Source organism: Nonomuraea sp. NBC_00507, from assembly GCF_036013525.1.
Classification (GTDB): domain Bacteria; phylum Actinomycetota; class Actinomycetes; order Streptosporangiales; family Streptosporangiaceae; genus Nonomuraea.
The window spans coordinates 8,678,232-8,693,561 of the sequence record NZ_CP107853.1 but is presented as its reverse complement, the minus strand read 5'-3'; the positions used below and the strand labels follow the sequence as shown (position 1 = coordinate 8,693,561).

The 15,330-nt window shown below is 68.4% G+C and carries 25 protein-coding genes and 1 pseudogene; 22 read left to right on the top strand and 4 right to left on the bottom strand.

The window, feature by feature from the left end:
• Nucleotides 1–10: 10 nt before the first annotated feature.
• Nucleotides 11–421: a hypothetical protein gene (locus OHA25_RS42000; protein ID WP_327582475.1), complete on the bottom strand. Its 411-nt coding sequence runs from the start codon at nt 419–421 to the stop codon at nt 11–13.
• Nucleotides 422–491: 70 nt separating this feature from the next.
• On the opposite strand from OHA25_RS42000, the gene OHA25_RS41995 reads away from it, so the two are divergent.
• The 7 genes from OHA25_RS41995 (at nt 492) to OHA25_RS41965 (ending at nt 6,016) form a co-directional block, all read left to right on the top strand.
• Entirely contained in the window at nt 492–842 is a 351-nt protein-coding gene (locus OHA25_RS41995) for a hypothetical protein (protein WP_305920451.1), read from the top strand.
• The gene (locus OHA25_RS41990; protein WP_327582474.1) at nt 842–1,720 is read left to right on the top strand and encodes a WXG100-like domain-containing protein; all 879 of its coding nucleotides are present in this window, start codon (nt 842–844) and stop codon (nt 1,718–1,720) included. The genes OHA25_RS41995 and OHA25_RS41990 overlap by 1 nt, the downstream gene beginning before the upstream one ends.
• 14 nt (nt 1,721–1,734) lie before the next feature.
• A complete protein-coding gene (locus OHA25_RS41985) occupies nt 1,735–2,043 on the top strand; it encodes a YbaB/EbfC family nucleoid-associated protein (protein ID WP_305920453.1) in 309 nt (102 codons plus the stop codon).
• Between the two features lie 468 nt (nt 2,044–2,511).
• On the top strand, nt 2,512–3,426 hold the full coding sequence (locus OHA25_RS41980) for an ATP-binding cassette domain-containing protein (protein ID WP_327582473.1): 915 nt from the start codon (nt 2,512–2,514) through the stop codon (nt 3,424–3,426).
• Nucleotides 3,423–4,214, top strand: a complete 792-nt coding sequence (locus tag OHA25_RS41975; protein ID WP_327582472.1) for an ABC transporter permease — start codon at nt 3,423–3,425, stop codon at nt 4,212–4,214. Before OHA25_RS41980 ends, OHA25_RS41975 begins: the two co-directional genes overlap by 4 nt.
• A gap of 9 nt (nt 4,215–4,223) precedes the next feature.
• Entirely contained in the window at nt 4,224–5,381 is a 1,158-nt protein-coding gene (locus tag OHA25_RS41970) for a sensor histidine kinase (protein ID WP_327582471.1), read from the top strand.
• Nucleotides 5,372–6,016: a response regulator transcription factor gene (locus tag OHA25_RS41965; RefSeq protein WP_327582470.1), complete on the top strand. Its 645-nt coding sequence runs from the start codon at nt 5,372–5,374 to the stop codon at nt 6,014–6,016. The genes OHA25_RS41970 and OHA25_RS41965 overlap by 10 nt, the downstream gene beginning before the upstream one ends.
• Before the next feature lie 58 nt (nt 6,017–6,074).
• Here OHA25_RS41965 and OHA25_RS41960 read toward each other — a convergent pair whose 3' ends face one another.
• Nucleotides 6,075–6,539: a response regulator transcription factor gene (locus OHA25_RS41960; protein WP_327582469.1), complete on the bottom strand. Its 465-nt coding sequence runs from the start codon at nt 6,537–6,539 to the stop codon at nt 6,075–6,077.
• 146 nt (nt 6,540–6,685) lie between these two features.
• Between OHA25_RS41960 and OHA25_RS41955 the strand changes: the two genes are divergently transcribed.
• On the top strand, nt 6,686–7,159 hold the full coding sequence (locus OHA25_RS41955; RefSeq protein ID WP_327582468.1) for a hypothetical protein: 474 nt from the start codon (nt 6,686–6,688) through the stop codon (nt 7,157–7,159).
• An 89-nt stretch (nt 7,160–7,248) separates the two neighbouring features.
• The gene (locus OHA25_RS41950) at nt 7,249–7,596 is read left to right on the top strand and encodes a YciI family protein (protein WP_327582467.1); all 348 of its coding nucleotides are present in this window, start codon (nt 7,249–7,251) and stop codon (nt 7,594–7,596) included.
• Nucleotides 7,597–7,630: 34 nt separating this feature from the next.
• Here OHA25_RS41950 and OHA25_RS41945 read toward each other — a convergent pair whose 3' ends face one another.
• On the bottom strand, nt 7,631–8,311 hold the full coding sequence (locus tag OHA25_RS41945) for a hypothetical protein (protein WP_327582466.1): 681 nt from the start codon (nt 8,309–8,311) through the stop codon (nt 7,631–7,633).
• Between the two features lie 190 nt (nt 8,312–8,501).
• On the opposite strand from OHA25_RS41945, the pseudogene OHA25_RS41940 reads away from it, so the two are divergent.
• The 13 genes and pseudogenes from OHA25_RS41940 to OHA25_RS41885 all read left to right on the top strand — a co-directional run.
• Nucleotides 8,502–9,020, top strand: a pseudogene (locus tag OHA25_RS41940) (DUF932 domain-containing protein); the annotation flags it as partial.
• Nucleotides 9,021–9,076: 56 nt separating this feature from the next.
• A complete protein-coding gene (locus OHA25_RS41935) occupies nt 9,077–9,571 on the top strand; it encodes a hypothetical protein (RefSeq protein ID WP_327582465.1) in 495 nt (164 codons plus the stop codon).
• A gap of 176 nt (nt 9,572–9,747) precedes the next feature.
• Complete coding sequence (locus OHA25_RS41930; RefSeq protein WP_327582464.1) at nt 9,748–10,200, top strand: hypothetical protein; 453 nt, start codon at nt 9,748–9,750, stop codon at nt 10,198–10,200.
• Nucleotides 10,201–10,204: 4 nt separating this feature from the next.
• A complete protein-coding gene (locus OHA25_RS41925; protein WP_327582463.1) occupies nt 10,205–10,462 on the top strand; it encodes a hypothetical protein in 258 nt (85 codons plus the stop codon).
• Between the two features lie 469 nt (nt 10,463–10,931).
• Nucleotides 10,932–11,096, top strand: a complete 165-nt coding sequence (locus tag OHA25_RS41920; RefSeq protein WP_327582462.1) for a hypothetical protein — start codon at nt 10,932–10,934, stop codon at nt 11,094–11,096.
• Between the two features lie 92 nt (nt 11,097–11,188).
• Nucleotides 11,189–11,455: a GIY-YIG nuclease family protein gene (locus OHA25_RS41915; protein ID WP_327582461.1), complete on the top strand. Its 267-nt coding sequence runs from the start codon at nt 11,189–11,191 to the stop codon at nt 11,453–11,455.
• Between the two features lie 14 nt (nt 11,456–11,469).
• Nucleotides 11,470–11,706, top strand: a complete 237-nt coding sequence (locus OHA25_RS41910; protein WP_327582460.1) for a hypothetical protein — start codon at nt 11,470–11,472, stop codon at nt 11,704–11,706.
• Between the two features lie 49 nt (nt 11,707–11,755).
• Nucleotides 11,756–12,220, top strand: a complete 465-nt coding sequence (locus OHA25_RS41905; RefSeq protein ID WP_327582459.1) for a hypothetical protein — start codon at nt 11,756–11,758, stop codon at nt 12,218–12,220.
• A 287-nt stretch (nt 12,221–12,507) separates the two neighbouring features.
• The gene (locus OHA25_RS61635; protein WP_442941949.1) at nt 12,508–12,678 is read left to right on the top strand and encodes an HNH endonuclease; all 171 of its coding nucleotides are present in this window, start codon (nt 12,508–12,510) and stop codon (nt 12,676–12,678) included.
• 364 nt (nt 12,679–13,042) lie between these two features.
• Nucleotides 13,043–13,222: a hypothetical protein gene (locus OHA25_RS41900; RefSeq protein WP_327582458.1), complete on the top strand. Its 180-nt coding sequence runs from the start codon at nt 13,043–13,045 to the stop codon at nt 13,220–13,222.
• 236 nt (nt 13,223–13,458) lie between these two features.
• Nucleotides 13,459–13,608 (top strand): hypothetical protein, encoded by a 150-nt coding sequence (locus OHA25_RS41895; RefSeq protein WP_327582457.1) that lies wholly within the window; start codon nt 13,459–13,461, stop codon nt 13,606–13,608.
• A 53-nt stretch (nt 13,609–13,661) separates the two neighbouring features.
• Nucleotides 13,662–13,895: a hypothetical protein gene (locus tag OHA25_RS41890; RefSeq protein WP_327582456.1), complete on the top strand. Its 234-nt coding sequence runs from the start codon at nt 13,662–13,664 to the stop codon at nt 13,893–13,895.
• 24 nt (nt 13,896–13,919) lie between these two features.
• Complete coding sequence (locus OHA25_RS41885) at nt 13,920–14,165, top strand: GntR family transcriptional regulator (RefSeq protein WP_327582455.1); 246 nt, start codon at nt 13,920–13,922, stop codon at nt 14,163–14,165.
• On the opposite strand, the gene OHA25_RS41880 is transcribed toward OHA25_RS41885, so the two are convergent.
• Nucleotides 14,162–15,322 carry a protein-L-isoaspartate(D-aspartate) O-methyltransferase gene (locus tag OHA25_RS41880; RefSeq protein WP_327582454.1) on the bottom strand — a complete coding sequence of 387 codons (1,161 nt, stop codon included), beginning with the start codon at nt 15,320–15,322 and terminating at the stop codon, nt 14,162–14,164. The genes OHA25_RS41885 and OHA25_RS41880 overlap by 4 nt on opposite strands.
• Between the last annotated feature and the right edge of the window lie 8 nt (nt 15,323–15,330).

Here is a 15,330-nt window from a genome sequence, read left to right as displayed (position 1 = left end):
TTTGTTGGTGTTATCGTGCTGATGTCATTGTTACTGGTGGTTTTGTAGTGAATGGAGTGTTAATGGCGGATTCGTCCGATGGGCCGAGCCCCGTGACCGGTCCAGGCCCCACGGCGACGACGACCGCCAGCCCCACGTCCACGCCCACCCCGACGTCCTCGGCCACCCCGACGTCCTCGGCCACGCCTACGCCCACCGGCACCCCGAGTCCGACGCCTTCAGGGACGCCGAGCCCGACGCCCTCGGACACGCCGAATCCGACGCCCTCCGGCACCCCAAGTCCGACCCCTTCGGGGACGCCGAGCCCGACGCCCTCCGGCACCCCGAGCCCGACGCCTTCGGGCACGCCAAGTCCGAGCCCGTCGGAGACGCCGGCGCCCAGCCCGACCACCCCGGCACCGACGCCCACCCCTTTCCCCACGGCGGAAGTCCCGCACGTTCCCGACGACCGGAGCCGGGAGCCGGGCCCCGCGCCGAACTCCGGGCAGGGGGTGCTGATCGACTGGACGTCGATACGCGAGCTGGCCAGGCTGTTCGACAAGACCGGCGACGACGTGGTGGCGCGGCAGCGCGCCTCCACGTCGCTGGCCGGCACCTCCGGCCTGGTCGGCGGCGACGACGACGGCCGGCGCTTCGCCGAGTGGTACGCCGACGGCTACGACTCCCTCACCGGCGCCCTGCGCCGCATCGCCGACAAGAACTTCACGTGGGCCGGCAACCTGCGTGACTTCGACAAGATGTGGGACTACCTGGAGCAGCAGATCATCAACACGCTCCCGAAGATCCCGGACATCCCGGACGCGCCGATCCCGCAGGCTCCGCCACGCAAGGAGGGTGCCTGATGTTCGACCCTTTCCAGGCCCTCGCCTGGTTCGCCGGCGTGTACGTGCCTGAGGCCGACTCGTCCAATTTGCGGGCCCGCGCCCGGGAGCTGCGCGAGTTCGCCGACTCCATCGGTGAGCTCGCCCGCCAGACCGAGACCGGCGTCGCCGCAGTACGCAAGGCCAACGACAGCCAGGCCGTGTCCCGGTTCGCGGACGTGTGGCCGTACGAGCTCGCCCCCCGCTACGCCGCGCTCCAGGAGGAGCTGCGCGAACTGGCCGACGGCTGCGACGACTACGCCAACGCCGTGGACGAGCACCGGGAACAGCTGTGGATCATCGGCACCATGCTCGCCGCCATGGCGTTCACGATGATGTTCGGCTTCGTCTACCCGGCGGCGCGGGAAGCCGCCCTGAGGGCCTTCCGGTACCTGCAGGCCAGGGCCAGGCTGGAGCGCACGATCTTCCAGAAGACCGTCCAGTGGATCCTCCAGTACCGGATCGGCAAGCGTAAGGTCGGCGAGTACCTGGTGCGGGAGGGCCTGGACGCGGTGGCCGACTCCGTGCTGTGGACCGTGCTCAAGACCGGCGTGCACGCGGCCAGCTCGGCCGCGACCGGCCAGCCGATGGGCAACCTCTGGGCGTACGCGGGCAAGCACTTCGCCGCCGAGATGGCCTACAACGGCGGCATCAAGGCCCTGAGCGACGTCCGCAAGTTCATCCCGAAGACGCAGCTCACCGAGACGCTGCTGGGCGCGGGCCCGGCGGGCAAGTTCTTCCGCCGCACGCTGTCGGCCGCCACCATCTACCCGCTCGTCGCCAGCGGCGGCTTGTCGGACGAGGGCGCGCTGCGCTCGGCCCTGGCGCACGCGCCGAGGGCGTTCATCTTCAAGCGGTGAAGTAAGGAACCACGATGACGACACCCCGTTCCGGCGATCCGGAGATCGACCGCGCCCTCGCGGAGCTGGCGGCGCACGCGGCCGGGTTCGAGGAGGCGACCCGCCTGCTGGCCGAGACCAGAGGGCGGGGCGAGAGCGCCGGCGGCCAGGTTGCGGTCGAGCTGTCGCCCAGCGGGTCACTGACCGCGCTGCGCATCGATCCCCGTGCTCTGCGGCTGGGGTCGCAGGCGCTGGCCGAGGCCGTGATCGAGGCGTACCGGCGGGCCGAGGAGGACGTGGCCGGCCAGTCCTTCGACGTGGCCAGGACGCTCTTCGAGCGCTGACCCGTCAGGCGACCACCACGTCCAGGAAGATCGGTTTCTTGGCGGCGAGCAAGGCCCTCTCAGTCCGCAATTCGACGTGCGGCGGTGAGCGCCTGAGCCAGAGCGTCCGCATGCGGTGAGCGATCCTCTCGGAGGAGTGTCTGCACGTGCGCCTTGGCTCAATGCCGATCCGGAAGTGAGATTCGGGAGATTAAGAGGGGCGCTCTCCGATTATCTTCAGAGCATTTCGATATCGAGTTTGCTGAAGATTTCGGAGGCGATCCAGCTTCTCTGCACGTGAATTCGATGTCCCGCAGCGCCGGCGCCAGACCGTGGGCCGCGTCCTCGCACAGGCGCCGAATACGTTTCTCGAGCCGGCCCGGAGGTGTCCCCGTTTGCCTCCGGCCCCGCCGTTACGGTTTTCCGCCATCGAGTTCGGCGGGCCGCCTCCATGGTCATCCGGGCAGCCGCTGCCTAGCGTGGGGCGGCGTGATCAGTCTCAAGGGTTTGAGCAAGCGTTACGGCGACCGGCTCGTCGTCGACGACCTGTCGCTGGAATTGAAGCCCGGCACGGTGACCGGCTTCCTGGGGCCGAACGGAGCCGGCAAGTCGACGACGATGCGGCTCGTGCTCGGGCTCGACCATCCCACCTCAGGCACGGCGCTCATCGGAGGCAGGCCGTACCGGAAGATCAGGAACCCGCTGAGCACCGTGGGGGCGCTGCTCGACGCACGCGCGCTGCACCCCGGCCGCAGCGGGTACGCGCACCTGGCGGCGCTGGCGCGCAGCAACGGCATTGCGCGGCGGCGCGTCGCGCAGGTGCTGGAGACCGTCGGGATGGCCGGTGCGGCGCGCAAACGGGCCGGGACGTTGTCGCTCGGCATGAGCCAGCGGCTCGGCATCGCGGCGGCGCTGCTGGGCGACCCCGAGGTGCTGATGTTCGACGAGCCCGTCAACGGGCTCGACCCCGACGGGGTGCGGTGGGTACGCGGCCTCATGAGGTCACTGGCCGCGGAGGGCCGCACGGTGTTCGTCTCCAGCCACCTCATGAGCGAGATGCAGCTGACCGCCGACCACCTGGTGGTGATCGGGAAGGGGCGGCTCCTCATGGACGCCCCGCTCGCGGACGTCATCGCGGGCAGCTCGCTGACGGCCGTGGTCGTCCGTACCCCGCACGCCAGGGAACTGGCCGCACGACTGCGCACCGCGGGGGTCGAGGTGGCGCGCCAGGCGGAGAACGAACTGGTCGCCACAGGGGCGCCGATGGAGCGGGTGGGCGACCTGGCGCACGAGGCGGGGATCAGGCTGCACGAGCTGCGGACCCGGGAGGCGTCGCTCGAGCAGGCATACCAGGAGCTGACGGCGCAGAGCGTCGAGTACGGCGCGGGAAAGGCGGAGGTGTGAGCACGTTGTGGCAGGCGATCGGCGCCGAATGGGGCAAGTTGTGGTCCGTGCGGTCGACGTGGTGGTGCCTGGCCGCCGCGACGGTGCTCATGGTGCTCAGCGCTCTGACGCTGGGCGGCGCGACGGCCACGGAGGCGCTGCTGCGGGAGGGCGCGGCCACGCCGGTCGTCGCGAGCGAGCCTGTGGTGTCGGCGGCCTCGTTCGCCCAGTTCGCGCTCGTGGCGCTGGCGATGCTGACGATCACCTCCGAGTACTCCTCCGGCGCCGTCCGTGTCACCCTGCAGGCCGTCCCGGTCCGCGGTGTGATGCTGGCGGCGAAGGCGCTGGTGGTGGTGCCGGCGATGGCCGCGGCGGGCGTGTTGTCGGGTGCCGTGGCGACGGCGGCCGTCTACCTGCTGCTGTCGGCCGACGCGTTCGGCGGGCTGGTCGTGCTGCCCGCCGGCGAGGTCGTGGCCGACCTGCTCGCCGTCGGCGGGTTCTTCGCGCTGCTGTCGGTGATGACCGTGGGCGTGGGCACCGCCATGCGCAGTGCGGCAGGCACGCTGACCGTCGTGTTCATGCTGCTCATGGGTCTGCCTCTGCTGTTGCTCATGACGGGGAGCCAGGCGGCGCTGGAGGCGTCGCTGCGTATGCCGCTGTTCGCGGGGCTGGCGTTCATGGGCAGCACCGACAACCTGACCGGCGGGCCGATCCCGTACTCGGCGGGCGAAGGACTGGCCTGGCTGCTGGCCTGGACGGCGGCCGCGCTGGCGATCGGCCACGCGGTGCTGCGCCGCCGCGACGCCTAGACTCGGGCCGTGGCAGCGTCGGATCACGGCCAGCGGGTCGCCCGCGTGCTGGTCGGCGTGTTCCTGGGGATGGCGCTGGGCGTCGTCGAGCTGGCCTTCCTGAGCGTGGCGTGGCCCGCGTCGATGGTGCCGGCGATCCGCCCCGCCGCCGCGCGGGGCCTGGCGAGGCTGGTGTCCGTCGAACGTGCCAGGCTCGCCCGATGGTTCGGCCACGAGACGTCGGGGGAGGCCGGCTACGGTTTCCTCGCCGCCCGCGCCACGCTGGGCGTGTTCGGCGGGTACGTCTGCGCCTCCGCCCTGTTCCTCACCGGTCTGCTCCTGCTCGGCGGGTCGTGGGACCTGGCCTGGGGCGAGTCCGAGCAGGTGCCCGTGAACCTGCCGGGAGTGAAAGTGGTCACCAGCAGCGGCGTGCTCGGGGTGACCAGCGGCCTGGCGCTGCTGGCCCTGACCGCCCTCATGATCCTGGCCGTCGGGTCCCTCGAACGGCGGCTGGCCGGCCGCTTCCTCGGCCCCGACCGCCACGAGCAGATGAGCAGACGCATCGCCGAGCTGACCGCGACCCGCTCCGGCATCGTCAAGGCCGTGGACGACGAGCGCCGCAGAATCGAACGCGACCTGCACGACGGAGTGCAGCAACGCGGCGTGGCCCTCGCCATGCTGCTCGGCCGCGCCCAGCACAGCAGCGACCACGACGCGACCGGCGAGCTGGTCGCCCAGGCCTACGCCGAGTCGCGCCACCTCCTCGACGAGCTGAGGAGCGTGGCCTGGCGCATTTACCCCACCGCACTCGACGAGCTGGGACTGCGTGCGGCGCTCGCCGGCGTGGCCGAGCGGTCGATCGTGCCGGTGACCGTGCACGACGGACTGGCCGAGCGGCCGGTCTCCGAGATCGAGACCGCTGTCTACTTCGTGGCCCGCGAGGCCATCACGAACGCGGTCAAGCACGCCGGAGCACGTGACATCCTGGTCGTGTTGAGCGAGGACGAGCGGACGGTGCGGGTGGCGATCTCGGACGACGGCAAGGGCGGCGCCGAGCCGTCGGGCGGCGGGCTGTCCGGGCTGGCCAGGCGGGTGCTGGCGCTGGACGGCGAGTTCGTCGTGGACAGCCCGCCCGGCGGCCCCACCAAAATCGTCGCCACGCTGCCGAAGGCCGTGCCGTGCGGGTGATCCTGGCTGACGACTCCGTGCTCCTGCGCGAGGGCCTGACCCGGCTGCTCGACGACGCCGGCCACGAGGTCGTCGCCGCCGTCGGGGACGCAGCCGCGCTGCTCGACGCAGTCGAACACCACCGCCCGGACGTGGCCGTGATCGACGTGCGTATGCCGCCCGCCCACAAGGACGAAGGCCTGCGAGCGGCGTTGGAGATCCGCGATCGCCGGCCGGAGGTCGGCGTGCTCGTCCTGTCCCAGTACGTCGAGCAGCACTACGCGGCCAGGCTGCTGGCCGGGCGCCCCGAAGGGCTCGGCTACCTGCTCAAGGACCGGGTCTCGGAGGTGGCCGATTTCCTGGAGTCGCTGGAGCGGGTGCGTACGGGCGGCACCGTGTTCGACCCCGAGGTCGTGCGCCAGCTCCTCGCCCGCACCACCCACGCCGACCCGCTGAGCAAGCTGAGCCCGCGCGAAGCCGAGGTGCTGCGGCACCTCGCCCAAGGTCTGACGAACACCGCCGTCGCCGCGCGTATGCACGTCTCGCTCAGTACGGTCGAAAAGCACGTCAACGCCATCATGGACAAGCTCGACCTGCCCCGCAACCCCGGCTACAGCCGCCGCGTGCTCGCCATCCTGCGCTTCCTCGACAGTTGAGACGGCAGGGATGCCAGGCAGGTCTCGGCGGGGGGCGAGCGTCCGAATCGTCCGTGGGTCAGCGGGTGCCGGCTGAGCGGAGGAAGGCCAGGACGGCGAGGACGCGACGGTGCGAGGCCGGGTCGTCGGCCAGCCCGAACTTGGCGAACACCTGGGCCACGTGGGCCTCGACGGTGCGGTCCGTGATGGTCAGGCGGACGGCGATGGCCTTGTTCGACATGCCCTCCGCCACCAGGCCGAGCACCTGTCGTTCGCGGTCGGTCAGGGCGTCCAGCGGGTCTTTGACCCGGCGGCGGCCGAGGATCCGGGACACGATCGTCGGGTCGATCACGGTCTCGCCATCGGCCAGCCGGCGCAGCGCGTCGACCAGGATGACCGGGTCGAACACACGCTCCTTCAGCAGGTAGCCGACCTGTTCTGGGCGCTCTTCGAGCAACCGCAGGGCGTAGCCCGGCTCGACATACTGTGACAACACGAGCACCCCGACCCCAGGATGGTCCGCCCTGATCCGCTCGGCCGCCACCAACCCCTCGTCGGTGTGCGCACGGACCTTCGGCCATCCCTCCGACGCGGAGCCCCGCCGGTTTTTGAGTAGGGGCTACTCATGCGGCCCGGGGTGCCGCGCCTTCAAAGTCATCGGAGTAGGAAGTTCCGACACAGGGGAATCTCATGAAGGCAAGAATGCTCGCCGGCGCCGCCATGGCGTCGTCCTTGATGGCCGCCGGGTTGCTGTCGGCATCCGCAACGCAGGCAGGGGCCACCACGACGGTACAGGCCGCCGTCACGGCGCAGAACTGCGACATCCGGGACGGCACGTCGCGGACCGGCTACCGGACCGGCAGCAACCCCACCAGGTACGAGTACAACGACACCCCGTACCTGGGCGCCCGGTACAACTCGTGCACGAACAACGTCACCCTGTATTACGGCGGCTATGGTGACGCGCCCGGCTATTACTACAACCTCCGCACCGGTGCAGGAGCGCAGCGGGAGGTGAAGGCGGGTGTCGCCCGCAAGTTCACCTTCGCGGCTCCCGCCGGGTCGTACGTGGACGTCATGGTCCAGCTCTGCAGGAGGGGCATTCCCGGCCAGAAGTCGAGCTGCACCCGCTGGTCACCGGTGGTGCGCGTCGCCCTCGTCTAGCGACCATCTCGAGCAGCATCCGAGCCGGGTGTCGAATGCCAGGTGCCGCCGATCGTCTCTCTGATAAAGAGCAGAAGGAGAGACATGCCATGAAATTCGTGCTGATGTTCGCCGACACCGAGCCGTACGAGAAGGACCTGGCGGCCATGAGCGACGAGGAACGCGCGGAGGCCGTGCGGCAGGTGGAGCGGTGGTTCGCCGCCCACGCGGGCAAGGCCCGCATGGGCGGCAAGCTCCAGCCCCCGCACACCGCCACCACCGTTCGCCTGCGGGGCGACGCGGAGCCGATGATCACCGACGGGCCGTTCGTCGAGGGCAAAGAGGTGGTCAGCGGGTTCTGCGAGATCGATGTCGAGGACCTGGACGAGGCGCTGCGCATGGTGCGCACCTGGCCGGCCTGCCCCACCGTCGAGATCCGCCCCGTCGAAACCAGATGAGCCGCGTCAGAACGCCATCCGGACCTCTAGCGCCTCATTCGGAAGGTGGGTCTTCCGCGGGCGAGGACGAGAACATCTCTTTCACCCGCGTGTGCGCCTCGCGGGCAGACTCGTCGAGCTTCCAGTTCTCGGGGGACCTGACCCACTCCAACGTGCTGTGCTCGATGACCTTCAGGTCCGTCCGTAGTTCGGAAAGCTCGGCCAGCTTGTCCGGATCGGAGGTAGGGCCATAGGCAGTTTCAGTGTCCTGCATGGCGAGGTAGAGGCGGGTGCCGATGGGACTGGCGGACAACTTGATCCAACTGGCGTACCTTTCGTGCTCGCGATGTTCTGAGTAGAACCGTGCTATCCGCCCGGTGATCAGTTCGAATCTCTCCAGCGCGTCTTCCAGGATGTTGGACTGAACACCCGGGTACAGAAGCTTCGCAAGCTGTCGGGATGCATCGGCGTACTCCAGCGCAAGGGTCCGTCGATTGTCCTCATCCCGCGCCCGGCGATCGGCGCGTACGACGAGGCGCGAGGCGAGCCACCCGGCTACGAGCCCTCCGAGTACGGCGAGCACAGCGCCGCCGAAGTCACCCCAGACGATGTCCTTCCACACATCGAGCGTGTCTGGCGGCATCTGAACGTTCACGACCGGCGGGGCCGGTGCCACCACAACGGTCTCGGTCACAGTGACGGTCGGAGCTGGTGAGGGGGTGAGCTGGCTGAGCACAGCCGACATCATCACGCATAGCGGAGCGCTCTGGGCGATCTGTTACCGGATCGTGCGTAGCTGAGTAAGCCCCACGACGCTCGAGGTCGGCCGCTCTTGCGTTCCCAAGTGGCCAGCCACCGCCGGACCGCGATGCCCAACCAGTTCTTGTCCGCGGCCAGCTCGGCGATCGGCTTGCGGACGCTCACCGGCGCAGGCCCTCGTCACGCCGTGGCGGGTCGTCTGCGCCAACACCAAGCGGTTCGCCGTGCGTGACGCGCACAGCACGTGGAAGGTCCGCCACACTGCGAGCGCCCTCGACCGGATCGCCGAGGCCCGCCGCACGCTCGGGCTTACCGTCGAGTACTACGAAGAGTGGGCGGCCGAGGAGACCCTTCTCGCGCAGACCGAGATCGCCATGCGGGACTTCGAGCGGCTGGTCACGGACCTGTGGCCGCTCAAGGACGACGCGGCCTCTGCGCACCCGCAACGCCGCCGCCCGCCGCAGCGAGCAGCTCGGTGCGATGTACCGCGCCGAGTCGGAGCGCCTCGGGCGGACCGCGTACGCCGCGGAGCGCGTGGTCACCCTACCTGGACCACGTCGCGCCGCGCCGCCCCGGCCAAGACCATGACCGAGGAGATCGCCCGCGCCACTGCCCTGCTGGAGGGCGCGGACGACGAGATCAAGAACACGGCCCACAAGCGGCTCATGACCCTGGTTCGCCGCTGACCACCCCCGGGCGGCCTGTTTGGAGGGCGGGCCGCCCCTCACCTGAGGAGAAACCGATGACGCCCGACGAGATCGCCACCTACTACGCCCAGCGCGGCCTGGTCGCCATCGACGGCTACGACCGCCAGCGCATCCTCGACAGCATCCGGGAGAGCCGCCGCCGCTACGCCCACGAGGACGCCTCGCAGGCCATCGACGACGCCGTGGCCATGATCCGGCCGGAGTTCGTCCGCGAGCTCGGGCCGAACCCCGGCGCCGTGGACGTGCTGCTGCACGTCGCGTTCTCACTGGGCCCGTTCGCCCATCACGGCATGGACGGAGCCAACATCCTGAACATCATCGCCCGCCTGGCCGACGACTCGAACAGCAGGCCGCCCCGTGACCATCCCCGACACCGTCGCCGCCTCGTTCGTCGAAACCTTCGACGGCTCCTGCGCGCACGACGACGCCATCCGCCTCAACTGCGAGGAGGTGGACGCGCTCGCCGAGCTACTGACCGCGCTCGGACGCCCCGACCTCGCAACCATCTGGATCGAGGCCCATGCCGTTGACGACGACTCCGGCGACGCGCACCACAGCGGGCCCTGACCACCCGAACCCCTGAGGCCCGGATACGCGACCGGGATAACGTCCCGCCGACTCGCTTCCGGCCCTCAGGCACGTCTGGGTATTACGGAATGGACAAGGCCGACATCTGGCGCTTGCCTGCGGGCTTAGTGTCCTGCTCGTGGACATGACGAGCTTGATCGTGGGTGCGTTGATCAGCATCCCCCTGAGCATCCTCGCGAACATCCTGACGCCCAAGTTCCAGGCTTGGAACGCCAAGCGGAGCCGAACGGCTGCGACGAATAAAGCAGAGAGGGAGCGCGAGCTTCGCGAAAGGGTCCAGTTCTACATAGACAATCCCGTTGCGCATCGCGCTTTCATGCATCTGAGCACCGTTGAGTCGATCTGGTACGCCGCGTGGTTACTGGCGATCATGACTGGTGTCCCGACGGGCATCCTGATCGATAGGTCTTTCATAATGCTGATCGTGGCCTCCATCGCGTTGCCGATTGGGCTTATGCTGATCAATGCCCTTGGCAGGAGAAGGCTCGACGCACAGAGCGTGGCCATTGCAGTGGGACGCGAGCTTGTAGAGCGTGGCCGAGACGAGCCCGCCCCAGGCGGGGCATCATGATGACGTGGACGCCTGGACGATCGACGACGCGGCGGCGCTGCTGTACCCCATGCTGGCCGCCACTGAGGTGCGCGCAATGATCGAGCTATTCGGGATCTCGGCCGTTGGCGTTCGCCGTACCGGGCGGCGGGGCCGGCCGCTCCCGACGTACGACCCGAGCGCACTCCAGGAAGCGCACGCCGTCGTCATGCGCGCCCGTGTTGGCCTTGGCCTATTTTCGGGCAGCATAGTGGCGACGCATTGGCATTTCCGCTTCGCCTAGTATCGAAAGCATGGTTCCCCAACGTCGCAAGAGAACTGCGTTTTCCAGCCGGTAGATGGATATCCAGGATTTCGGAAGGGGCGACCAGCGTGTTGCCCGTCGGTGCGGATGATATCTCCCGCGCTGTTGTAGACAAGGGGATTAGATGCTCAAAGTATCGAGCCATCGGCCCCGTATGGCGAGGGAGTCATTCTTTCCGCTGTCGTTTATATCGATGATTAGCTCGAAGTCGGTGTCTGCGCTTTATACAGAAAGTTGTCACACATCTACACAACAATTCGGTTATTATCGCGAATATATTCCGATAGCCCATCCAAAGGAATGGCCTCCTTTGGGGTCTTCACTCTTGCTGCTAGCGGATGAGTGAAGACGTACGTCCAGCCGTCGTCAGGCTGCTCTTGTTCACAGTGGTAACGATCACGTCACTGGTCCTGGGGTGGGCCGACGCTGTCTGAGGAGCGCCGACACCATGAGCGTAATGCGAGCCAAGCATGTCGTGAGGAAGGCCGGCTACATCGAGTCGTCCGATTGGGAGCCGACCGACGAAGCGGCGCACTGCCACCTCGCCGCCGCCGATTCAAGCGGATGCGACTGGGACATCGTGCCCGGGCACGCCCTTCCCCAATCTGTCTGAAGCACCTCGTTGCTGCATACCGTTTCGTCCGGGAGTCCATGGACGAGGCACGTCAAGCACTCCTCCAGCGAGGACCATCACCGTCGCAGCCGATGCCTGAGTACGTCTACTTCATCAAGCGCGACGGCCTCATCAAGATCGGCTGGACGACGAACATTCGATCGCGAATGAAGGCTCTCCGCCCCGACGAGGTCCTCCACGTGCAGCCCGGAACGCAGAAGGACGAGGCGGCGCTCCATCGCGCGTTTCGCCATCTCCGCGTAGGCACGGAAACGGGTGGACGGCGTCTGCGCGAGTGGTTCCAGCCCGGCGACGACCTGGTGGCCTACATCGAACTTCGGAGACAGCTCGCGGCTTGACGGAGGTGACGTTCATGTCTCCGTACCGGCGCGCATGGATCATCTTGGGCGCTCTCACCGTGCTGGGCTTCGCCATCATCGAGGGCCTGGCGCTCGCGTCCGGCGACATGGACAACACCCTCAGCGCGCACCTGCGGCTCATCCTCGGGCTCGAACCCGGCAAGCCCTGGGGCATCGCCGCTGGTCTCGCGTTCCTCGGCGGGCTGGTGTGGCTCGGCTGGCACATCCTGATCGACCGCGACAAGAAGTAACGGCCCTGCCTCCTAGGTAGCCACCCGGGGCCGCTTCTATGCTCCGTTCGTGGCGGACATCAGCTACTTCGAGGCGTGGGGCCAATGGCTGCAGGGCCGATCCACTCTCGGGTACGACATGCTCGGGATGCCGGTGATCTGGTGGGGCCGGTTCGGCAAGATCCTCTCATTTCTGGCCGGTGCCGCAGTCCTGATCGACTTGGTCGGCCCAGAGAAGCTCTTCCGGTATGGCGACCGCCTGGTACGGTCCATGGCCCAGGGCCCTCTACGCCCCTTCATTGCTGGGCTCTTCGCAGGGGTGATCGCGGGAGTGCTCGTCGACGTGGCCACTGGACCAATGGGGACAGACTCCCCGTTGCGGTTTTGGCTCGCGACCGCCGCCGGCGGCGCAGCTGGCGCGGCAACTGTCATGATCGGATTCGCACTTCAGCATCCCGAGTTCTCTCCGGTGGCGCGGTGGATATCCCTGGGGCTGTTCTTGCTGGGCTTCCACTTCGACCTGCTCGCCTCCTAGCCGCACTCGAATACGCGTTCGCACGCTGGGTATGCTCGCTAGCGTGTCGCTGCCACCCGCCGTCAAACTGCCCGGCCACCACGTCAATGTCGGCACCCTCCTGGAGTGGCACCGCAAAGCCGATGGCGAACGGATAGCGCTCGTCGAGATCGTCGAAGACGCTCCCGGCTACCGCGGCGGCCTCCGAGAGCCCCGAGCGGTCTGGTTGCGCCCACGAAGTCGAGAAAGTCCCCGGCGTCGACTACAGCCAGGTGAAACAGACCCGGGAGTAACTGCGGGAGGTGGCCATGCCACGCTTCCGCCCCTCACACCAGCCGGCCAAGCGAGCCGTCCCCACCAAGAGCCGCCGCCAAGTGCAGCATCGCTCGCACAATGGATCGAACGAGATCGACAACTACGTTCCAGCATGCGCAACCTGCAACTTGTCCCGCGGCAACCGGGCCACGCCCAAGGGGTAGGGGGCGGGGTCGGCATCGCGAAAATGCCCGCGCGGAAGGACCCGTCCGCCAGGCTGCTCTTTTTCTGTACGGGTTCAGACCGCTCGCACGCTGATTGAACCGATCCGTCGAGCTCATAGGGAGAGGGGGCGGTCGTGGCGCGCGGTGGTGCGAGGGTCACCAGTGGCCCGCTCCCGAAGGATGACGGCAATCGGCCGGCGGGCGGCCGGACCCTGCTCGCTGCCGGGCTGACCGGGAAGAAGCCGAACTACGACCTGGCTGCCTGATCGCCAGGCCCCGAGACAAGGCAGCTCTCAGGAGGGGCCCAAGTCAGGCCCAGCGGAACCCCAGGGGAGTCCAAGGGGCGGCGTGTTGCATGAGGGCCATGAGAAACATGTTTGCGGCCCGGGGCATCCGCCGGGCATTGGCTCTGGCCCTCGTCTCCGTCACCACCATGCTGACCATCGGTATGGCGAGCAGTCCTGCGCACGCGTGGAACCCGGCGAATGACGGCTGGTACAAATGCCAGATCGACGGCGTCTGGATGTGGTGCAAGGGCCTGTAGGACAAACCAGAAGCCGCCCTCCCCCTGCATGGGGAGGGCGGCTTCTTCGCGTTGTGCAGGTCGGCGGCGATCTTCACTGAATTGCGGCTGAGGAGGCTGCGCCGATGGCGGCGAGCGGCGGCACGAAAGCCCGCCAAACCCTGACAGTCGAGTCCGCTAGTGACGAGGCGGCGAGCCAGACGTAACGTCGCCTTATGGACGACCAATGAGAGGCCATCACCGAAATTCTCCGGCAGGTGCACGAGGCGGTCGCGGGCCTCGACGGGCACAGACGTCCCCGAGGCGCTGCGAGCACTCCGCGGGGTCGGGTCGGGACCGCCGTCGACGCCGCCACCGACGAACTGATGGAGCTGCGGCACGACCAGATCCGCGCGGTGGCCGGCTGACGATGGCGCGTTACCTGGTTGGTCTGGGCGGGATCCGTGTGGAGCCCGTACGATTGACCGGTGCTCACCTGCTGTTCGCCCGGCTCGTGGACCCCCAGGCGAGGCAGGGCGAGGAGTGGTTCCGCGTGACGGGCCCGCAGGGGCAGGCCGTGGGCGCGGGTTACTACCGCGACGTGGAAGCGCTCGCTGAGGTGGTGCCGCTCGGCGAGCTGCGCGGCCTGGACGAGGCAGGCACCGAGACGGCGTGGGGGAGGGGCCCGGCTAGCCCCTGGGGTGGTCCACGCTAGCTATGGTCTGTCGGCCATGGGCCCATGGGCTCTGTTCATGATCGACAGGGAGGGGCCGATTCCGCCGTACAAGCAGGTTCGAACACGCTGCGCCAGCGCATCGAGACCGGGAAGATCCCGCCCGGACGCCGCATCCCTTCCCTGGTGGAGCTGGAGGAGGAGCTCGGCGTCGCCCGCGACACCCTGCGCAAGGCGGTGAAGGTCCTCAAGGAGGAGGGGCTGGTCGAGACTGTGGTCGGTATGGGCGTGTACGTCGTCCAGCGCGACTAGGGCAGCCATATATCCTGCCCGGCTGGGGTGACGATCATCCGATACTGGTCGCGGCCGGGCCGTCCAGCCCCCAGCCACTCCATGAAGGCGCCCTCCAGTGCGTTCCAGAGCTGCCGACCGCCGCTCTGGATCACGTGCGTGTCCTCACCGGGGCGCATAATGATGATCGCCCACCCGTCGCCTTGCAGGTCCCGCAGCCGCATCACCCACGCCGCCGCGTGGCCGTCCTGGCCCTCCCAACCGGCGGTGGTGATGGTGACATGTGGCGCCGCGGCGGCCAGGGCCAGCCCGAACCCGTAGTCGAGCGCCGCCCAGGGGGCGCGAGGGTCGAGCCGCGTGCTGCTCTCGACGCCGTCGCCCTGGTACGCCGGCCACGTGTCGACGCGCTGGGATCGCATCATCATGTAGCGGCAGCCGTAGCGGAACGCGCCGACCGCGGTGCCGTCGTCGAGAACGTCGAGCCGTAGTTGCTCGCCCCATCCGCCGTGGGGCGGCATGTACGGCAGCACGATGACGCCTCCAGGCCGGGTCTGCTCGATCCACGCATACGGGATGTCGCGCACCCCGCACGTGACGTGCACCCGGTCGTAGGGTGCGCCATCCGGTGCCCCGAGTGCACCGTCGCCGACGAGCTGCGTGGGTGAGAGGCCGGCCACCTTGAGATTCTCCGTCGCAGTGGCCGCCACGGCTTCATCGACCTCGATCGTGGTGACCAGGTCGTCGCCGAGCCGCCAGGAGAGCATGGCGGCAGTCCAGCCGGTGCCGGTGCCGATCTCGAGCACGCGGTGATGGTGGTCGAGATCGAGGAGGCGGAGGAAGTCGAACACGACGTGTGGCGAGGAGGTGGACGACGTCGGCGCGGCGCTGGTGTCGGTGATGCTGGGCTGGCCGTCGCCGCGCTGCGTGATGATCGCCGTGTTGGAGTAGACGGCGCGCCACCAGGAGTCGCTGTAAGCGTTCCTGTCGATCAGGCCCTCGGAGCGTTCATCCTGCGGCTGCATCCACGCCCGGGCGGGCACGAAGAGGTGGCGGGGTACCTGGTGTAGCGCCGTCAGCCAGCAGGCGCCATCGGGTGTGCCAGGGGACAGCACGCCGGAGGTGGTCAGGTAGGCGGCCAGGTCGCTGATGCGCCCGGCGACCCAAGGATCGATGCTCATGGCGTTCA